Here is a 14,713-nt window from a genome sequence, read left to right on the forward strand (position 1 = left end):
CGGCGGGGGGGCCGGCCCCCCCCCCCCCCCCCCCCCCCCGCCGCCCCCCCCCCCCCCCGGGGCCCGGGGCCGCGGGGGGGGGGCCCCCCCCCCCCCCCCCTCTCTGCTGTCTCCGTCCTTCTGCAGGGCGGCGCCGTCTACCGCGCCAGGCTCCCGGAGGCGGGGCGCCGAGGTCTCCGTGTCCCCGGGGCCGCGGCGAGCTTGCGCTCGAGGACCTGCGCGACGCCGTCGTCCTCGATGCCCGGGGCGTGCAGCTCGGTCGCGGCGAGCGCCTCGGGGTGCCCCGAGGACATCGCATACCCCTCGCCCGCCCAGGCGAGCATCTCGACGTCGTTCGGCATGTCCCCGAACGCGACCACCTCGGCGGGCGCGATCCCGAGCGCGTGCGCATACTCGGCCAGCGTCACGGCCTTGTTCACCCCGAGCGGGGCCATCTCGAGCATGGTCAGGTCCACCGCCGAGTGCGTGATCGAGACGAGGTGGGAGACATGGGGCGCTACGATGCGCAGGTACTCCTCGGCCGTGATGCCCTCGATCTTCGCCATGAACTTCACCACCTCGTCCCCCGGGACCAGCTCGGCGAGGTCGCCGTGGCGAACCTGGTCCAGCAGGGCCCGGTGCCGGGGCTCGGCGAAGGCGGTCTCCATGACGAACTCCGCCGGGGTCTCCGCCGCGAACGCCGTCTCAGGGAAGAGCCCTTGGATGATCCCGCGGACCTCGAGCATCGTCTCGCGGCGGATGGCCTCCGCGGAGACCACAGACATCGTCTCGAGGTCGTAGACGAGGGCGCCGTTCGAGCAGATCACACGCCCGGCGTGCCCGAGCTGCTCGCTCAGCGGCGTGAGCCAGCGCGCAGGGCGGCCGGTGACGAAGACGAGCTCGACGCCGGCCTCCTCGCACGCGTGCAGCGCCTGGACGGTGCGCTCGGTGATCCGTCCGTCCCGGCGCAGGATGGTGCCGTCGATGTCGCTGGCCACGAGCCGCATGAGCTCGGCGGCGCCCAGGCCGCCCTCGGTTCCGGACATTCAGCGGACCTCGTAGGTGCAGGTGATGGTCGCAGTCGCCAGCTCATGCGCGGCGATGTCCCGGAGCACCCGCGAACCCTTGCTGCGCGGCGTCCCGGGCACGCTGCCGACGTCGAGGGCGTGCACCGTGAACACGTACCGGTGGGGCCCCGAGCCGCGCGGCGGCGCTGCGCCGACGAACCCGGTGAAGCCGGCGTCGTTGAGGAGCTCGAGGCAGCCATTGGGGAGGCCGGCCTCGGAGTCGGCCGGGCCCATGCCGTCCGGGGCGCCGCCGGCGCCCTCGGGCAGCTCGTCGACTTCGGCGGGGATGTTCACCACCGCCCAGTGACAGAAGCTGCCCGCCCGCGGGGCGTCCGGGTCCATGACCGTCACGGCGAAGCTGCGGGTCCCCTCGGGCGCGCCGCTCCACGCCAGCTGGGGCGAGAGGTCCTGCCCGTCGAGCCCGAAGTACGCGCTCGTCTGGGGACGCGGGAGCCCGGCGCCGTCCTTGAGGTCCTGGCTCCTCAGCGAGAACTGTCCTTCGCTCATGACGCTCCTCCTGTGCGGATCTCGGCGCGCGACGGCGGGTTGGCGCCGGGGCGCGAGACGGTCACCGCGGCGGCGCGCGCGGCGAAGTCGAGGATGCGGCCGAGCTCGGCCGCATCGAGGCGGCGCAGCTCGGGGCGGCGCTGGGCGCCGTCGAGCTCGCGGTCCACGATTGCTGAGAGCAGCGCGGCCATGAACGAGTCCCCGGCCCCCACGGTGTCCGCCACGCGCACCTTCGGGGCCGGCGCCGAGGCCTCGCCGTCGCGGCACACGGCCCACGGCCCCTCGGCGCCCCGGGTCACGACCACGAAAGCCGGCCCCTCGGGGCTGCCCAGGCCGAGCCAGCGGCGCGCGGAGTCGAGGGGGTCCACGCCGGGGTAGAGCCAGGCGAGGTCCTCGTCCGAGGCCTTGACCACGTCGGCGAGGGCCACGAGCCGTTCGACCCTTCCGCGGACCACGTCGGCATCGGTGGTGATGGTCGGGCGGCAGTTCGGGTCGAAGGAGATGGTGGCGCGGGGCCGGGCCCGTTCCACGGCGCGCAGCACCTGGTCCGCGCCGGGTTCGAGGACCGCGGCGATCGAGCCGGTGTGCAGGAGCGTCGTGGGGCCCAGAAGGCCTTCGAGCCGGTCGCGGAGGCTGGGGAGGTGCCAGTCGAGCTCGAAGTGGTAGATCGCGGCGCCGTGGTGGTCGAGCTCGGCCAGGGCCACCGAGGTGGGGCTCTCGTCGGGCGGCAGGGCCACGAGCACGTTGGCGCCGTGGAGGTGGTCGGTGAGCATCCGCCCGTTGGCGTCGTCGCCGTAGCGGCCGATGAACTGGACCGGATGGTCGAGGCGTGCCAGGCCGACGGCCACGTTCAGCGGGCTCCCGCCCGGGTGCGACTCGGTGCCGGAGGGGCGGCGGACCACGTCGATGAGTCCCTCGCCGATGACTGTCAGCATGGCATTCACGGTAGCAGTCGGGGGTGCGGCGCGGGCCGCCGGAACCGAACTGGCGCTCCCGCGCGACGTGGGTCTGGGTGGCCCGACGCGGGAGGCGGGGAGAGGGCTGGGTAGGGCCCGTGCCCTATGGTTCCACTCTGGACCTACTCGAGATTTTTGGAGTCCCCGATGTCCGCTACGGCTGCACCGCACCATCAACCGCGCGCGACGAAGCTCCCCGCGCTCGTCCCCGGCCCCCACTCGAAGCGGCTCGGCCTCATCGCGCTCGTCGCGACGTTCGGCGGCCTGCTCTTCGGCTACGACACCGGCGTGATCAACGGCGCCCTCAACCCGATGTCCGCCGAGCTGGGCCTGACCCCCATCACCGAGGGCGTCGTCACCGCCTCGCTCGTGTTCGGGGCCGCGATCGGCGCGATCCTCGGCGGGAGACTCTCGGATGCCTGGGGGCGCCGGACCACGATCATCATGCTCGCGGCCCTCTTCTTCGCCGGCACCGTCGCCGTGGTGGCCACCTCCAACTTCGAGGTCCTCGTCCTGGGCCGCATCCTCCTCGGCCTCGCGGTCGGCGGCGCCTCGACCGTGGTCCCGGTCTTCCTCGCCGAGCTCGCCCCCTACGAGATCCGCGGCTCGGTCGCCGGCCGCAACGAGCTCGCGATCGTCATCGGCCAGCTCGCGGCGTTCGTCATCAACGCCGTCATCGGCAGCGTCTTCGGCATGATCCCCGGCGTGTGGCGCATCATGTTCGCGATCTGCGCGCTGCCCGCCGTCGCCCTGTTCTTCGGGATGCTGCGCATGCCGGAGTCGCCCCGCTGGCTCGTCGAGAAGGGCCGCAAGGCGGAGGCCCTCGCCGTGCTCAAGACCGTCCGGGCCGGTGACCGCGCGGCGGCCGAGCTCGCCGACGTCGAGCTCGTCGCCCAGGAGGAGCGCGCGAGCCACCAGATCGGCTGGCGCGCCATCTTCTCGAACAAGAACCTGCTCCGCATCCTGCTCGTCGCGATCGGCCTCGGAGTGGCCCAGCAGCTCACCGGCATCAACTCGATCATGTACTACGGCCAGACCGTGCTCACCGAGTCCGGCTTCAGCAAGGACGGCGCGCTCATCGCCAACATCGCGCCCGGCGTCATCGCCGTAGTCGGCGGAATCGTCGCCCTGAAGATGATGGACCGACTGGACCGCCGCACCACCTTCATCACCGGCCTCTCGCTCACCACGGCCTGCCACGTGCTCATCGGCATCGCCTCGATGGCCCTGCCGGTGGCCAGCCCGATCCGGCCCTTCGTGATCCTCTTCCTCGTCGTGGCGTTCGTCGGCTCAATGCAGACCTTCCTCAACGTGGCCGTGTGGGTCTACCTCTCGGAGATCTTCCCGCTGCACATGCGCGGCTTCGGCATCGGCGTCGCGGTGTTCGCCCTGTGGGTCATGAACGGGTTCCTCTCGCTCTACTTCCCCTCGATGGTCGCCGCGATGGGGATCACCGGAACGTTCTTCCTCTTCGCCGTGGTCGGAGCCCTCGCCCTGGTCTTCGTCATCACCCAGGTGCCCGAGAGCCGCGGACGCACCCTCGAGGCCCTCGAGGAGGACGTCACCACCGGCGCGATCTACCTCGTGCACAAGAAGTAGCAGCGCCCGGTCGGGGCAGGCGGCCGCCCCTGCCCCGACCGGGCCGAGTGTCGGCGCCGGTTGCTACGGTTCTTGCATGGCCTCCACCTACGACCACCTCGACGCCGGGCAGCGCGCCATCGTGGACGCGTCCGTCGCGACGTACGAGCGCGTCCGGCCCATGCTCAAGAGCGTCACGAGGGACATGATCCAGACCCTCATCTCCATGTTCAAGGACGCCGAGGTGACTCCCCTGTTCGTCACGGGCCGCACCAAGACGGTCGAGTCCTTCCGCGAGAAGATCTCCCGACTCGACCCGCCGGCCGTGCCGGGGGGCGAGCCCACGCTCAAGTTCCCCGACCCGTTCCGGACCCTCAACGACATGGTCGGCGTCCGGGTGATCACCAAGCTGCCGGCGGAGAACGCGGTGGTGGCCAACCTCATCAAGCGGCAGCGGCAGATCTTCGACTGCCGCGGGGACCGGGAGAAGGCCATCGGCTCAATCGAGTCGGGCACATACGGATACTCGAGCCGGCACCTGATCCTGCGGACCCTCCAGAACGACACCGTGCGCGCCTACCAGGCCGTCTTCAACCCGGAGCTGCCAGCCAACGGCTCGTACTTCTTCGAGTGCCAGATCCGCACCGTCTTCGCGCACGCGTGGAGCGAGATCGAGCACGACATCCGCTTCAAGGGCGAGGACCCGAGGGCCTGGAGCCCCCAGTTCGACCGCCAGTTCACGGCCACGGCGGCCATGCTCGAGGTCGTCGAGAAGGAGTTCGCAGAGCTCCACGAGCGCTACGAGACCGTGGTGAGCTTCTGGGACGAGGGCGGAGAGGGCGCCGCCCCGCTCACCCCCGAGCGGATCCGCGAGGTCTGGCAGACGCTCCTGCCGCACGTGGACCGGAAGATCGACGACGACTGGGGCTGGGCGGCCGAGCTCTTGGCCGCCCACCGGCTCGCGGAGACGCGCCAGCTCGTCGAGCTGATCGACGCCGAGCGGATCACCGACGTCCGCAAGGCCCTCGACCACCGGTACTCCCCCGGCCCCGACCGGCTCCTCGACGACCTCCTGCTGTGGCGCTACGGCCGGGAGCACATCGAGCTCACCGCGGAGCCGGCCGACGTCGAGCCCCACCCGCGGCGGGACTCCCTCCAGCGGCGGCTCAAGCAGATCGAGCGCTACCGGCTGACCGGCCGGTAGGAACTGCCGCGACGACGGCGCCGGGCGGCCCGCCCGCACGAGGGGGCGCCCGGCGTCGTCCGCGGTGCCGGCTCGTCGCCGCGGCTACAAGGAGGGCTGGCCGCCCAGGGCCGCCAGGAGCGCGGTGCCGTTCGGGGAGCCCAGCCCAGTGCACGGGTCCCACCCCGGGCCCGCGTGATAGGTGCCGTTGCTGCCCGAGGTGATGTCCCGGAAGGCCCCTGCCTGCGCGTACAGGGCGGGCTGGAGCAGCCCGAAGCGCCGCCCCGTCGCCTGGGCCAGCCGGGCGACGAGGGCTGCCCAGAGCGGGGCCACGGCGCTGGTCCCGCCGATCACCATGTCGGTCCCGTCCACGCGGACCCGGTAGCCGGTCTGCGGGTCGGCCACCGCGCTCACGTCGGGGACGCCCCGCCCGTGCTTGGCGGGATGCGGGGCGGGCTTCGGCCTGCGGTGGGCGGCGGGAGCCGACGAGTTCTGCCACGCCGGGGCCGGGAACACGTCGCTGTACCCGCCGCCGGTCGCGGACGTGGTGGGCGAGTCGTTCCAGACGGTCTCGGACGTGATGGTCCCGGACGCGGCGTCGGCGACCAGGCGGGTGCCGCCGCATGCGAGGGCATGGGGGCTCGAGGCGGGGAAGTCTGCGTGGTCCTTGCCGTCGCCCACCCCGTCGGTGCTGCCGCGATCGCCGGCCGCCGCGGTGACGGTGACGCCGAGGGCGGCCGCGTCGGCGAGCGCCTGGTCCATGGCGTTGCGGGCCTGGGCGGTCCAGGCGTCCTCGCTCTGGCCCCAGCTGATGCTCACGGCGCACGGGGCGGGGGTGGCGTGCGAGGCCCGCACGAGCGCATCGAGGAAGCCGGCGTCCGTGTTCGGCCCGAAGTAGACCACGATCGTGGACCCCGGGGCGAGGGCGCCCACCACCTCCACGTCCAGCAGCACCTCCCCGTCTGCGCCCTGGGGGTCCTGGCCGGGCTGGTTCTCGGCGCCGTCCACCCCGACGGCGGTGACGGTGGGCGTGGCGAGGCCGAGGCCCCCGAAGTAGGCGTCCAGGTCGGCCTGCCCGAAGCCGCCGCCGAGCTCGAGGATCGCCACCGTCTGGCCCGCACCGTCGGTCCCGGCGGGAAAGCCGTAGATCCGGCCTAGGTCAGGGGGGCTGTAGCTCGTGCCGGCCGCCGCGCGCGGGATGGCCCGGAACTGGGCCCTCGCCTGGGGGCGGTCGTCGAGGCCCAGGACCGCCGTGACCACGCCGTCCAGCGAGGCTGGGATCCGCAGGGACCCGGTGCGATGCCGGTGTGCGACGGACTGACCGTGGGGGCCGGAGCTCGTGACCCTCTCGAGGCTTGTGCCGAAGATCCGGCAGAGCTGCTCGACCGTGCCGGCCAGGCGGATCCTGCGGGAGGCGGGGTCGGCTTCCACGACCTCGGCCCCGAGCCGGGTGAACGTCTCCGTGGCAAGCCTGAGGTCCTCGTCGGAGGCGCCGTGACGGGCGGCGAGCTCCTGTGGCGAGAGCGGGGCCTCGCCGGGCTCCGCTGGAAGCGGGGCCTTGCGGCGCAGCACCACGGTGATCTGGATGCGCTCGGCGGGGTCGGCCGCCTGGCGCGCCGCAAGGCCGGGGGCGGGGGCGCGCTCCGAGCCCTCGAGAATGACGCTGGGCTCCTCGGCAGAGGGCTCGGAGGTGGGCTGGTCGGTCATGGCGTTCTCCGTTCGTGGGCCCTGCCGGGCCCGTCGCTGCGGGAGGGTGCGGTCCGGTATCCGCGACGATACGACCCGCGCGGCCCGCGGGCCATGCCCGGCACCGGCGATTCGTCCGGATGACGGGCGCGACTCGTCCGATTAGGTGCCCGATGCAACCATAGGGGGGTGACCCCCGCCGTATCCCAGCAGACAGCCCATGCCCCAGCGCCCTCGAAGGCCGACCGCGACGCCAAGCTCGCCGTCACCGTCTTCCCCGTCCTCGTGCTCGCCGCAGGCCTCATCGGCTTCCTCGTCCCGGGCCCGATCAAGGCGGCCGCGCCGGCCGTGCCGTACCTCCTCGGCGTCATCATGTTCTGCATGGGGCTCACGCTCACCCCGCCGGACTTCGCCTCCGTGGCCAGGAGGCCGTGGGCGGTGGCCCTCGGGCTCGTGGCGCACTACGTGATCATGCCCGGGGCCGGCTGGGCCATCGCGACCGCCCTGCAGCTGCCGCCCGAGCTGGCCGTCGGCGTGATCCTCGTGGGCTGCGCGCCCTCGGGCACGGCGTCGAACGTCATGGCCTACCTCGCCAAGGGCGACGTCGCGCTGTCCGTCGCCGTCGCGACCGTCTCCACGCTCGTGGCGCCGCTCGTGACCCCGGCACTCACCCTCCTGCTCGCGGGCTCGTTCCTGCACGTCGACGCCGGGGGCATGATCCTGGACATCGTCAAGACCGTGCTGATCCCCGTGGTCCTCGGCCTCGTGGTCCGCGTGTTCCTCAAGAAGGCCGTGGCGAAGGTCCTCCCGGCGCTGCCATGGATCTCGGCGGTCGTGATCGCCGCGATCGTGGCGATCGTGGGGGCCGGATCCGCGAGCAAGCTCGTGGCCGCGGGCGGGATCGTGCTGCTCGCGGTGGTGCTCCACAACGGCTTCGGACTGAGCCTCGGCTACCTCGCCGGCAAGGCCGGCCGCCTCGACCGCAGGGCCCGGCGCGCCCTCGCCTTCGAGGTCGGCATGCAGAACTCGGGGCTCGCCGCGACCCTTGCGGCCGCGCACTTCACGCCCCTCGCAGCGCTGCCCTCGGCGGTGTTCTCGGTGTGGCACAACATCTCCGGCGCGGTGGTGGCGGCGTGGCTCGCGCGCCGTCCGGTGCCGGAGGCCGAGCAGGTGGCGCACACCGGGCGCTAGGGTTTTGCCCCGCCCCGGGCTGGGGTAAGAGGCCGGTATCCCGATTCGTTCCGATGGAAAGGACCCGGCCATGAAGGCTTCCGACCAGCTCGCCCACGGACTGCAGGCGATCCTCGTGGACCTGATCGAGCTGTCCCTCCAGGGCAAGCAGGCGCACTGGAACATCGTGGGACCGAACTTCCGCGACCTGCACCTGCAGCTCGACGAGGTCGTCGCGGCGGCGCGGCTCCACGCCGACGAGGTCGCCGAGCGCCTGCGCGCCCTCCACGCGGTTCCGGACGGCCGGACCGCCACCGTGGCCAAGACCACCTCGCTGTCCGAGCCCACCGAGGGCCTCGTGAGCACCTCGAGCACGGTCGACGCCGTCGTGGCCGCCATCGACTCCGTCTGCGCCACCGTGCGCGGGGTGTACGACGCGGTGGAGAAGGACGACGCCGCCACCACCGATATCCTCAACCAGATCCTGCTCCAGCTGGAGAAGCTGTCGTGGATGGTCGGCGCGGAGAAGGCCAAGACGACCGCGCCGTAGGGCGCCCCGTCCGGGGGCCCGCCCTAGGCCGGCAGAACCGCCTGGGCGGCCTCCTCGAGCGCGCGGCGGACGGCCAGCATCACCGGGTTCTGTGCCGCCGCCGAGCGCATGGCGGTGAAGACCGTCCGGTGCGGGGCGCCGGCGAGCGTCACGAGCCGTGCCGCCGGGGCCCGTCCCACCCAGACCAGATCCGGCAGCAGGGCCACGGCATTGCCCGATTCGACGAGCCGGACGTGCGCCTGCAGGTCCGCGGTCTCGTAGCGGACGTCCGGCTCGAAGCCGGCGGCCCGGCAGCTCTGCTCGGCCCAGTGCCGGGAGGCCGCCCCTCGCGGCTCCATGACCCACGGCAGGCCCGCGACCTCGGAGAGCGCGCCGGCACCGTCGAACGCGGCGCCGGAGCCCGCGGGCGGGAGGGCGAGCCGGATCGCATCCTGCGTCAGGCGCTGCCGGTCCAGCCCGGGGTAGTGGGGAGCCGCGTGGTGGGGGTACTGCTCGGCCACGACGATGTCGAAGCTGCGCGCCCAGGTCTCGCGCAGCGCCGTCTCGGGCTCGTGCTGGACCATCTCCACGCGCAGCAGCGGGTGCCGCTCCCCCAGGGCGCGCAGCGCCGCCGGCAGAAGAGCGAGGGCCGCAGTCTGGAAGACCGCGAGCCGCACGGTGCCCTGCACCTCGCTCGCACTGGCCGCGAGGGCCGCCTCGGTGCGCTCGAGCTCGGCCAGAAGGGTCTCGGTGTGCGCCACGAGGACCTCGGCCTCCGGAGTGAGCACGACGCCGCGGCCGGACTTGCGCGTGAGCGGCACCCCCGCCTCCCCCTCGAGCAGGGCCAGCTGCTGCGACACCGATGAGGGGCTATAGGCGAGGGCCTCCGCGACGCCCGCGAGCGTCCCGCGGATGCTCAGCTCACGGAGCAGTCTGAGGCGGCGGATCTCAAGCACGGGGCCTCCTTTCTTCCGTCGGATTTCCTCACCGGTACCGGTCAGAAATCATCACTTCTCCTTTCGTATTGTGCGTCACATACTGGCTCCATGACCACGCACATCCACGCCCGGAGCTCCGCGGGCAGCGCCCCCGCCCCCTCCGCTCCGGCTCCGGCCGCGCGGGCACTGGCCGCGCCGCACCCCATCCGTCCCCAGGACCTCGCCGACGACGCCGTCGCGCAGGTCCGCAGGTGGCTCGACGCCGCCGCCGCGCTGCCCGTCGATGCGGCCGCGGCGCAGCTGGCGGGCGTGCTCCAGGACCCGGACGGCCTGTCCTTCACCGTGGGATTCGTCGACGGCGTGGTGCGCCCGGAGGACCTCGGTGTCGCGGCGCGCAACCTCAGGGCGCTCTCGGCCAAGGCCCCCGCCTTCCTGCCGTGGCCGCTGCGCGCCGCGCTCGCCGCGGGCGGAGCGCTGGCGCCTGCCGCCCCCGGCGTGGTGGTGCCCGTGGCCCGCCGCGTCCTCCGCGAGATGGTGGGCCACCTGATCGTGGATGCCTCGGACGCCCGCCTGGGCCCCGCGATCGCCAAGATCCGGAAGCCGGGCATCCGGCTGAACATGAACCTGCTGGGCGAGGCGATCCTCGGCCGGGGCGAGGCGTCGCGGCGGCTCGAGGGCACCCGGCGGCTGCTGGCCCGCGACGACGTCGACTACGCCTCGATCAAGGTCTCCTCGACCGTGGCGCCGCACAACCACTGGGCGTTCGAGGAGGCCGTGGCCCACATCGTCGAGTCGCTCACCCCGCTCTACCGCCTGGCCGCCTCGGCCCCCACCCGCAAGTTCATCAACCTGGACATGGAGGAGTACAAGGACCTCGACCTGACGATCGCAGTCTTCACGCGGCTGCTCGAGCGCGAGGAGTTCCGAGGCCTCGAGGCCGGGATCGTGCTGCAGGCGTACCTGCCGGACGCGCTCGGGGCGATGGTCCACCTCCAGGAGTGGGCCGCGCAGCGCGTGGCCGGCGGCGGCGCGCCGATCAAGGTCCGCGTGGTCAAGGGCGCCAACCTGCCCATGGAGCACGTGGATGCGGAGATCCATGGCTGGCCGGCCGCGACGTGGGGCTCCAAGCGGGAGACCGACACCTCGTACAAGGCGATCCTCGACTACGCGCTCACGCCCGAGCACCTGGCCAACGTGCGGGTGGGCGTCGCCGGGCACAACCTGTTCGACGTCGCCCTCGCGTGGCTGCTCGCGAAGGCCCGCGGTGTGGACACGGGGGTGAGCGCAGGCTCCGGGCTGATCGAGTTCGAGATGCTCCTCGGCATGGCGTCGGCGCAGGCGCAGGCCGTGCTGGCCGACGTGGGCCACCTGCTGCTGTATACGCCCGTGGTGCACCCGGACGAGTTCGACGTCGCGATCGCCTACCTGATCCGCCGCCTCGAGGAGGGCGCGAGCCAGGAGAACTTCATGTCCGCGGTCTTCGAGCTGGGCTCGGACGATCCCCGCGGCGCCGCCCTCTTCGAGCGGGAGAAGGAGCGCTTCCTCGCCTCCCTCGAGGCCCTCGGCTCCGCCCCGTTCACAGGACCCGACGGCCAGCCGGCCCTTCCCGCCCCGAACCGGACCCAGGACCGCAGCCGCGACCTCCCCGCCCCGTCCGGGAGTCACCTGCTCGGGGTCACCTCGGGCGACTCCCAGGGCGTGACTCACAGATGGAGGGCCGGGGCGGGCTTCGCCAACACCCCGGACACCGACCCCGACCTCCCCGCCAACCGGCAGTGGGGACGCGATATCATCGCCCGCGCCGAATATAGCCGTATCGGCATGGACGCGATCGAAGAGGCGACGATCGGCACCGAAGGCGAGCTCGACGACGTCGTCCGTGCGGCAGCCTCGGCCGGCGAGGCGTGGGGGGCGCTCACCGGCGTCCAGCGCGCCGCCGTCCTTGACGAGATGGGCCGCTCGCTCGAGCGGCACCGCGCGGACCTTCTCGAGGCCATGGCCTCCGAGACGGGCAAGACGCTCGACCAGGGCGACCCCGAGGTCTCCGAGGCCGTCGACTTCGCCCACTACTACGCGACGCTCGCCCGCGAGCTCGACGCCGTCGAGGGCGCCCGGTTCGTGCCCAGCCGCCTCACCGTCGTGACGCCGCCCTGGAACTTCCCGGTGGCGATCCCCGCGGGATCCACGCTCGCCGCGCTCGCCGCCGGCTCCGGCGTCGTCATCAAGCCGGCCCAGCAGGCCCGCCGCAGCGGCGCGGTGATGGTCACGGCGCTGTGGGAAGCGCTCGAGGCGACCCGAGCGCAGACCGGGGTCGGGCCCGAGGTGCTCCGACTCGTGCAGCTGCCGGAGCGCGGACTCGGCCAACGGCTCATCGCGCACCCCGACGTGGACCGGGTGATCCTCACGGGCGGCTACGAGACGGCGCAGCTGTTCCGCTCCTTCCGGCCGGACCTGCCGCTGCTCGCCGAGACCAGCGGGAAGAACGCCGTCATCGTCACTCCGAGCGCGGACCTCGACCTCGCCGCGAAGGACGTGGCCTACTCCGCGTTCGGGCACGCCGGGCAGAAGTGCTCGGCCGCCTCGCTCGTGGTCCTCGTGGGCTCGGTCGCCCGGTCCCAGCGGTTCCGCAACCAGCTCGTCGACGCGGTCGAGTCGCTCCACGTCGGCTACCCGTGGGACCCGCGCAGCCAGATGGGGCCCGTCATCGAGCCCCCGGGCGAGAAGCTGCGCCGCGGCCTCACCGAGCTCGGCCCGGGCGAGCACTGGGTGCTCGAACCGCGCCAGCTCGACGACTCCGGCAAGCTCTGGAGCCCCGGGGTGCGTGCGGGCGTCCGGCCCGGGAGCGAGTACCACCTGACCGAGTACTTCGGCCCGGTCCTCGGCGTCATGACCGCCCGGACGCTCGAGGAGGCCGTTGAGCTCGTCAACCGGGTCGACTACGGCCTGACCTCCGGGCTCCACTCCCTCGACGCCGCCGAGATCGAGTACTGGGCCGAGCACATCGCCGCCGGCAACCTGTACGTCAACCGCGGCATCACGGGCGCGATCGTCCAGCGGCAGCCCTTCGGCGGCTGGAAGAAGTCCGCCGTCGGCGCCGGGGCTAAGGCGGGCGGACCCAACTACCTCGTGGGCCTCGGCTCCTGGACGGACGCACCCGTCGGGGCGGAACCGGCCACCGGGCGGAACCTCGGCCGGGCGGCCGCGGACCTCCTCGCCTCCGCCCGTGAGGAGCTCCCCGCAGCCGACGCCGCGTGGCTGGCCGCCGCCCTCGGCTCGGACGCCGCCGCGTGGGCCGAGGAGTTCGGCATCTCGAAGGACGTCTCAGCCCTGGCCTGCGAGCGCAACGTGTTCCGGTACCGCCCCGTCCCGGTGACCGTCCGGTTCGAGGCCCCGACCTCGGGACATGGCGTCGCCGAACTGCTGCGGATCGCCGCGGCCGGGCTCGTGGCGGGATCGGCCGTGACGGTGAGCACCGCCGTCGGCCTTCCCGGCTCCGCGGAAGGCGTGCTGCGGCGCCACGGTGTGACCGTGGCGGTCGAGGACTCCGCCGCCTGGCTGCGGCGCGCGGCAGCTCTCGGCGCGGGGCGCGTGCGGCTCATCGCCGGCACGGACGACGACGGTGTTTCCTCCGCGCGGGCCCTCGCCGGCGCCGTGGACGGCACCCCGGATGTGGCCATGTATGCGCATCCGGTCGTGTCAGCTGGCCGCGTGGAGCTGCTCCCGTTCCTGCACGAGCAGGCTGTCTCCGTCACGGCGCACCGGTTCGGGAACCCGAACCCCGTGACGGCAACGGTGCGCCTCTGAGGAAGCCCGCTGCGACGTCTACGACATGAAGTTTTCGGAAATAGTCATGTGAAGTAGTGACATGAACACGTCCTGTCACGAATCATGGACTTGCCATCTCACATGCACCCGGGGAACGTCACCCGAACAGGAGAGACTTCATGTCCAGATTCACGGCACTTGCCTCGCACAAGCTGGTGGTCGCCGCTGTCGCCGCGGGGGCCATCAGCCTCGGCGGCGCCGCGGCCGCCGCCATCGCTGCCCCGGGAGTCCAGCCCGCGGCGGACCAGCCGACCGCAACCTCGACGGCCCAGCCGACCGAGACGGACTCGCCCGAGCCGAGCGAGAGCGCCGAGCCCACCGAGACCGCCCAGCCGACGGAGTCCGCCGAGCCAACGGAGTCCGAGGCCCCGAAGCCGAGTGAGTCGGCCGAGCCCAGCGAATCGGCCGAGCCGACCGAGACCGAGTCGCCCGAGCCGAGCACGACGGCCTCCCCCAAGCCCAGCGAGGACGGGAGCGGCCCGAACGAGCACGCTTCGGAGGTGGGCAAGCAGGCCTACATCGCCGCCCACTCCAGGCCCACGGGCACCCCGGCGCCGCGATGGGTGTCGCAGTGGGTGCACCGGTACGTGCCGGGCTCGTCCCAGCACGAGTCGGAGCAGGACCAGCAGGGCGAGGACCAGCAGGGTTCCGGCGAGCACGGCCAGCAGGCCTCCGGCGACCACGGCAGCTCGCACCGCGGCCGCTGATCAGCCCTGACAGCCGCAGCGCCACCCGCTGGGGGCCGAGGACTTCCTCGGCCCCCAGCGGCGTCTCGTAGGCTGGGCCCATGGAGCTTCCATGCCGATGAAGAGCGCGGGCATCCTGCTGTACCGCCGCCCGGCAGGGTCCCCGGACGGGCTCGAGGTCTGGATCGCGCACATGGGCGGCCCGTTCTGGGCCCGCAAGGACCAGCACGGCTGGTCGCTGCCCAAGGGGCTCTGCGAGGGAGACGAGGATCCGCTCACCGCGGCGCAGCGCGAGTTCGCGGAGGAGATGGGCAGCCCGCCGCCCGCGGGGGACTACGTGCACCTCGGTGAGTTCCGGCAGCCCTCCGGCAAGGTGATCACGGCGTTCGCGGCAGAGGCGGAGTTCGAGCCCGAGCAGGTGGTCAGCAACATGTTCGAGCTCGAGTGGCCCAAGGGCTCGGGCCGCGTCCAGGAGTACCCAGAGGTGGACCGCGCCGAGTGGGTCAGCGAGCCCACGGCCCGGCTCAAGCTCGTCAAGGGCCAGATCCCCATCCTCGACGCGCTCCTCGCCCGGCTCGGCTGAGGCGCGGCGCGGCCGGGGGCTCCCCA

At 73.0% G+C, this 14,713-nt stretch carries 12 protein-coding genes; 7 read left to right on the forward strand and 5 right to left on the reverse strand.

Features of this window, described 5'->3' with window-relative positions:
- Positions 1–137: 137 nt before the first annotated feature.
- Genes J2W21_RS08065 through J2W21_RS08075 form a run of 3 tightly spaced genes read right to left on the reverse strand, consistent with a single transcriptional unit; the run spans position 138 to position 2,488 of the window.
- Positions 138–986, reverse strand: a complete 849-nt coding sequence (locus tag J2W21_RS08065; protein WP_307114244.1) for an HAD family hydrolase — start codon at positions 984–986, stop codon at positions 138–140.
- Positions 987–1,025: 39 nt separating this feature from the next.
- Positions 1,026–1,553 carry a YbhB/YbcL family Raf kinase inhibitor-like protein gene (locus tag J2W21_RS08070; RefSeq protein ID WP_307113990.1) on the reverse strand — a complete coding sequence of 176 codons (528 nt, stop codon included), beginning with the start codon at positions 1,551–1,553 and terminating at the stop codon, positions 1,026–1,028.
- Entirely contained in the window at positions 1,550–2,488 is a 939-nt protein-coding gene (locus J2W21_RS08075; protein WP_307113991.1) for a carbohydrate kinase family protein, read from the reverse strand. The genes J2W21_RS08070 and J2W21_RS08075 overlap by 4 nt, the downstream gene beginning before the upstream one ends.
- 168 nt (positions 2,489–2,656) lie before the next feature.
- Here J2W21_RS08075 and J2W21_RS08080 point away from each other — a divergent pair, with 168 nt between their 5' ends.
- Both J2W21_RS08080 and J2W21_RS08085 read left to right on the forward strand, forming a co-directional pair.
- Entirely contained in the window at positions 2,657–4,108 is a 1,452-nt protein-coding gene (locus tag J2W21_RS08080) for a sugar porter family MFS transporter (protein WP_307113992.1), read from the forward strand.
- A gap of 76 nt (positions 4,109–4,184) precedes the next feature.
- Positions 4,185–5,291, forward strand: a complete 1,107-nt coding sequence (locus J2W21_RS08085) for a GTP pyrophosphokinase (RefSeq protein ID WP_307113993.1) — start codon at positions 4,185–4,187, stop codon at positions 5,289–5,291.
- Between the two features lie 84 nt (positions 5,292–5,375).
- Here J2W21_RS08085 and J2W21_RS08090 read toward each other — a convergent pair whose 3' ends face one another.
- Positions 5,376–6,977, reverse strand: coding sequence for a S53 family peptidase (locus tag J2W21_RS08090; protein ID WP_307113994.1), 1,602 nt, complete (start codon positions 6,975–6,977; stop codon positions 5,376–5,378).
- Between the two features lie 168 nt (positions 6,978–7,145).
- Here J2W21_RS08090 and J2W21_RS08095 point away from each other — a divergent pair, with 168 nt between their 5' ends.
- Positions 7,146–8,147 carry a bile acid:sodium symporter family protein gene (locus tag J2W21_RS08095; protein ID WP_307113995.1) on the forward strand — a complete coding sequence of 334 codons (1,002 nt, stop codon included), beginning with the start codon at positions 7,146–7,148 and terminating at the stop codon, positions 8,145–8,147.
- Between the two features lie 70 nt (positions 8,148–8,217).
- Entirely contained in the window at positions 8,218–8,676 is a 459-nt protein-coding gene (locus J2W21_RS08100) for a Dps family protein (protein ID WP_307113996.1), read from the forward strand.
- Positions 8,677–8,699: 23 nt separating this feature from the next.
- Here J2W21_RS08100 and J2W21_RS08105 read toward each other — a convergent pair whose 3' ends face one another.
- Complete coding sequence (locus J2W21_RS08105; RefSeq protein WP_307113997.1) at positions 8,700–9,611, reverse strand: LysR family transcriptional regulator; 912 nt, start codon at positions 9,609–9,611, stop codon at positions 8,700–8,702.
- A gap of 90 nt (positions 9,612–9,701) precedes the next feature.
- Here J2W21_RS08105 and J2W21_RS08110 point away from each other — a divergent pair, with 90 nt between their 5' ends.
- The 3 genes from J2W21_RS08110 (at position 9,702) to J2W21_RS08120 (ending at position 14,687) form a co-directional block, all read left to right on the forward strand.
- Positions 9,702–13,397, forward strand: a complete 3,696-nt coding sequence (locus tag J2W21_RS08110) for a bifunctional proline dehydrogenase/L-glutamate gamma-semialdehyde dehydrogenase (protein ID WP_307113998.1) — start codon at positions 9,702–9,704, stop codon at positions 13,395–13,397.
- 140 nt (positions 13,398–13,537) lie between these two features.
- Positions 13,538–14,125: a hypothetical protein gene (locus tag J2W21_RS08115; RefSeq protein ID WP_307113999.1), complete on the forward strand. Its 588-nt coding sequence runs from the start codon at positions 13,538–13,540 to the stop codon at positions 14,123–14,125.
- Between the two features lie 91 nt (positions 14,126–14,216).
- The gene (locus tag J2W21_RS08120; RefSeq protein WP_307114000.1) at positions 14,217–14,687 is read left to right on the forward strand and encodes an NUDIX domain-containing protein; all 471 of its coding nucleotides are present in this window, start codon (positions 14,217–14,219) and stop codon (positions 14,685–14,687) included.
- Positions 14,688–14,713 lie beyond the last annotated feature (26 nt).

Origin of the sequence: Sinomonas atrocyanea (assembly GCF_030811715.1) — a bacterium.
Taxonomy (GTDB): Bacteria; Actinomycetota; Actinomycetes; order Actinomycetales; family Micrococcaceae; genus Sinomonas; species Sinomonas atrocyanea_A.

What these genes read in the sequence shown, in the direction of transcription:
- J2W21_RS08080 (WP_307113992.1), top strand. Translation starts at nt 2,657, where the DNA reads ATGTCCGCTACGGCTGCACCGCACCATCAACCGCGCGCGACGAAGCTC.
- J2W21_RS08075 (WP_307113991.1), bottom strand. Translation starts at nt 2,488, where the DNA reads ATGCTGACAGTCATCGGCGAGGGACTCATCGACGTGGTCCGCCGCCCC.
- J2W21_RS08070 (WP_307113990.1), bottom strand. Translation starts at nt 1,553, where the DNA reads ATGAGCGAAGGACAGTTCTCGCTGAGGAGCCAGGACCTCAAGGACGGC.
- J2W21_RS08090 (WP_307113994.1), bottom strand. Translation starts at nt 6,977, where the DNA reads ATGACCGACCAGCCCACCTCCGAGCCCTCTGCCGAGGAGCCCAGCGTC.
- J2W21_RS08110 (WP_307113998.1), top strand. Translation starts at nt 9,702, where the DNA reads ATGACCACGCACATCCACGCCCGGAGCTCCGCGGGCAGCGCCCCCGCC.
- J2W21_RS08100 (WP_307113996.1), top strand. Translation starts at nt 8,218, where the DNA reads ATGAAGGCTTCCGACCAGCTCGCCCACGGACTGCAGGCGATCCTCGTG.
- J2W21_RS08115 (WP_307113999.1), top strand. Translation starts at nt 13,538, where the DNA reads ATGTCCAGATTCACGGCACTTGCCTCGCACAAGCTGGTGGTCGCCGCT.
- J2W21_RS08065 (WP_307114244.1), bottom strand. Translation starts at nt 986, where the DNA reads ATGCGGCTCGTGGCCAGCGACATCGACGGCACCATCCTGCGCCGGGAC.
- J2W21_RS08120 (WP_307114000.1), top strand. Translation starts at nt 14,217, where the DNA reads ATGCCGATGAAGAGCGCGGGCATCCTGCTGTACCGCCGCCCGGCAGGG.
- J2W21_RS08085 (WP_307113993.1), top strand. Translation starts at nt 4,185, where the DNA reads ATGGCCTCCACCTACGACCACCTCGACGCCGGGCAGCGCGCCATCGTG.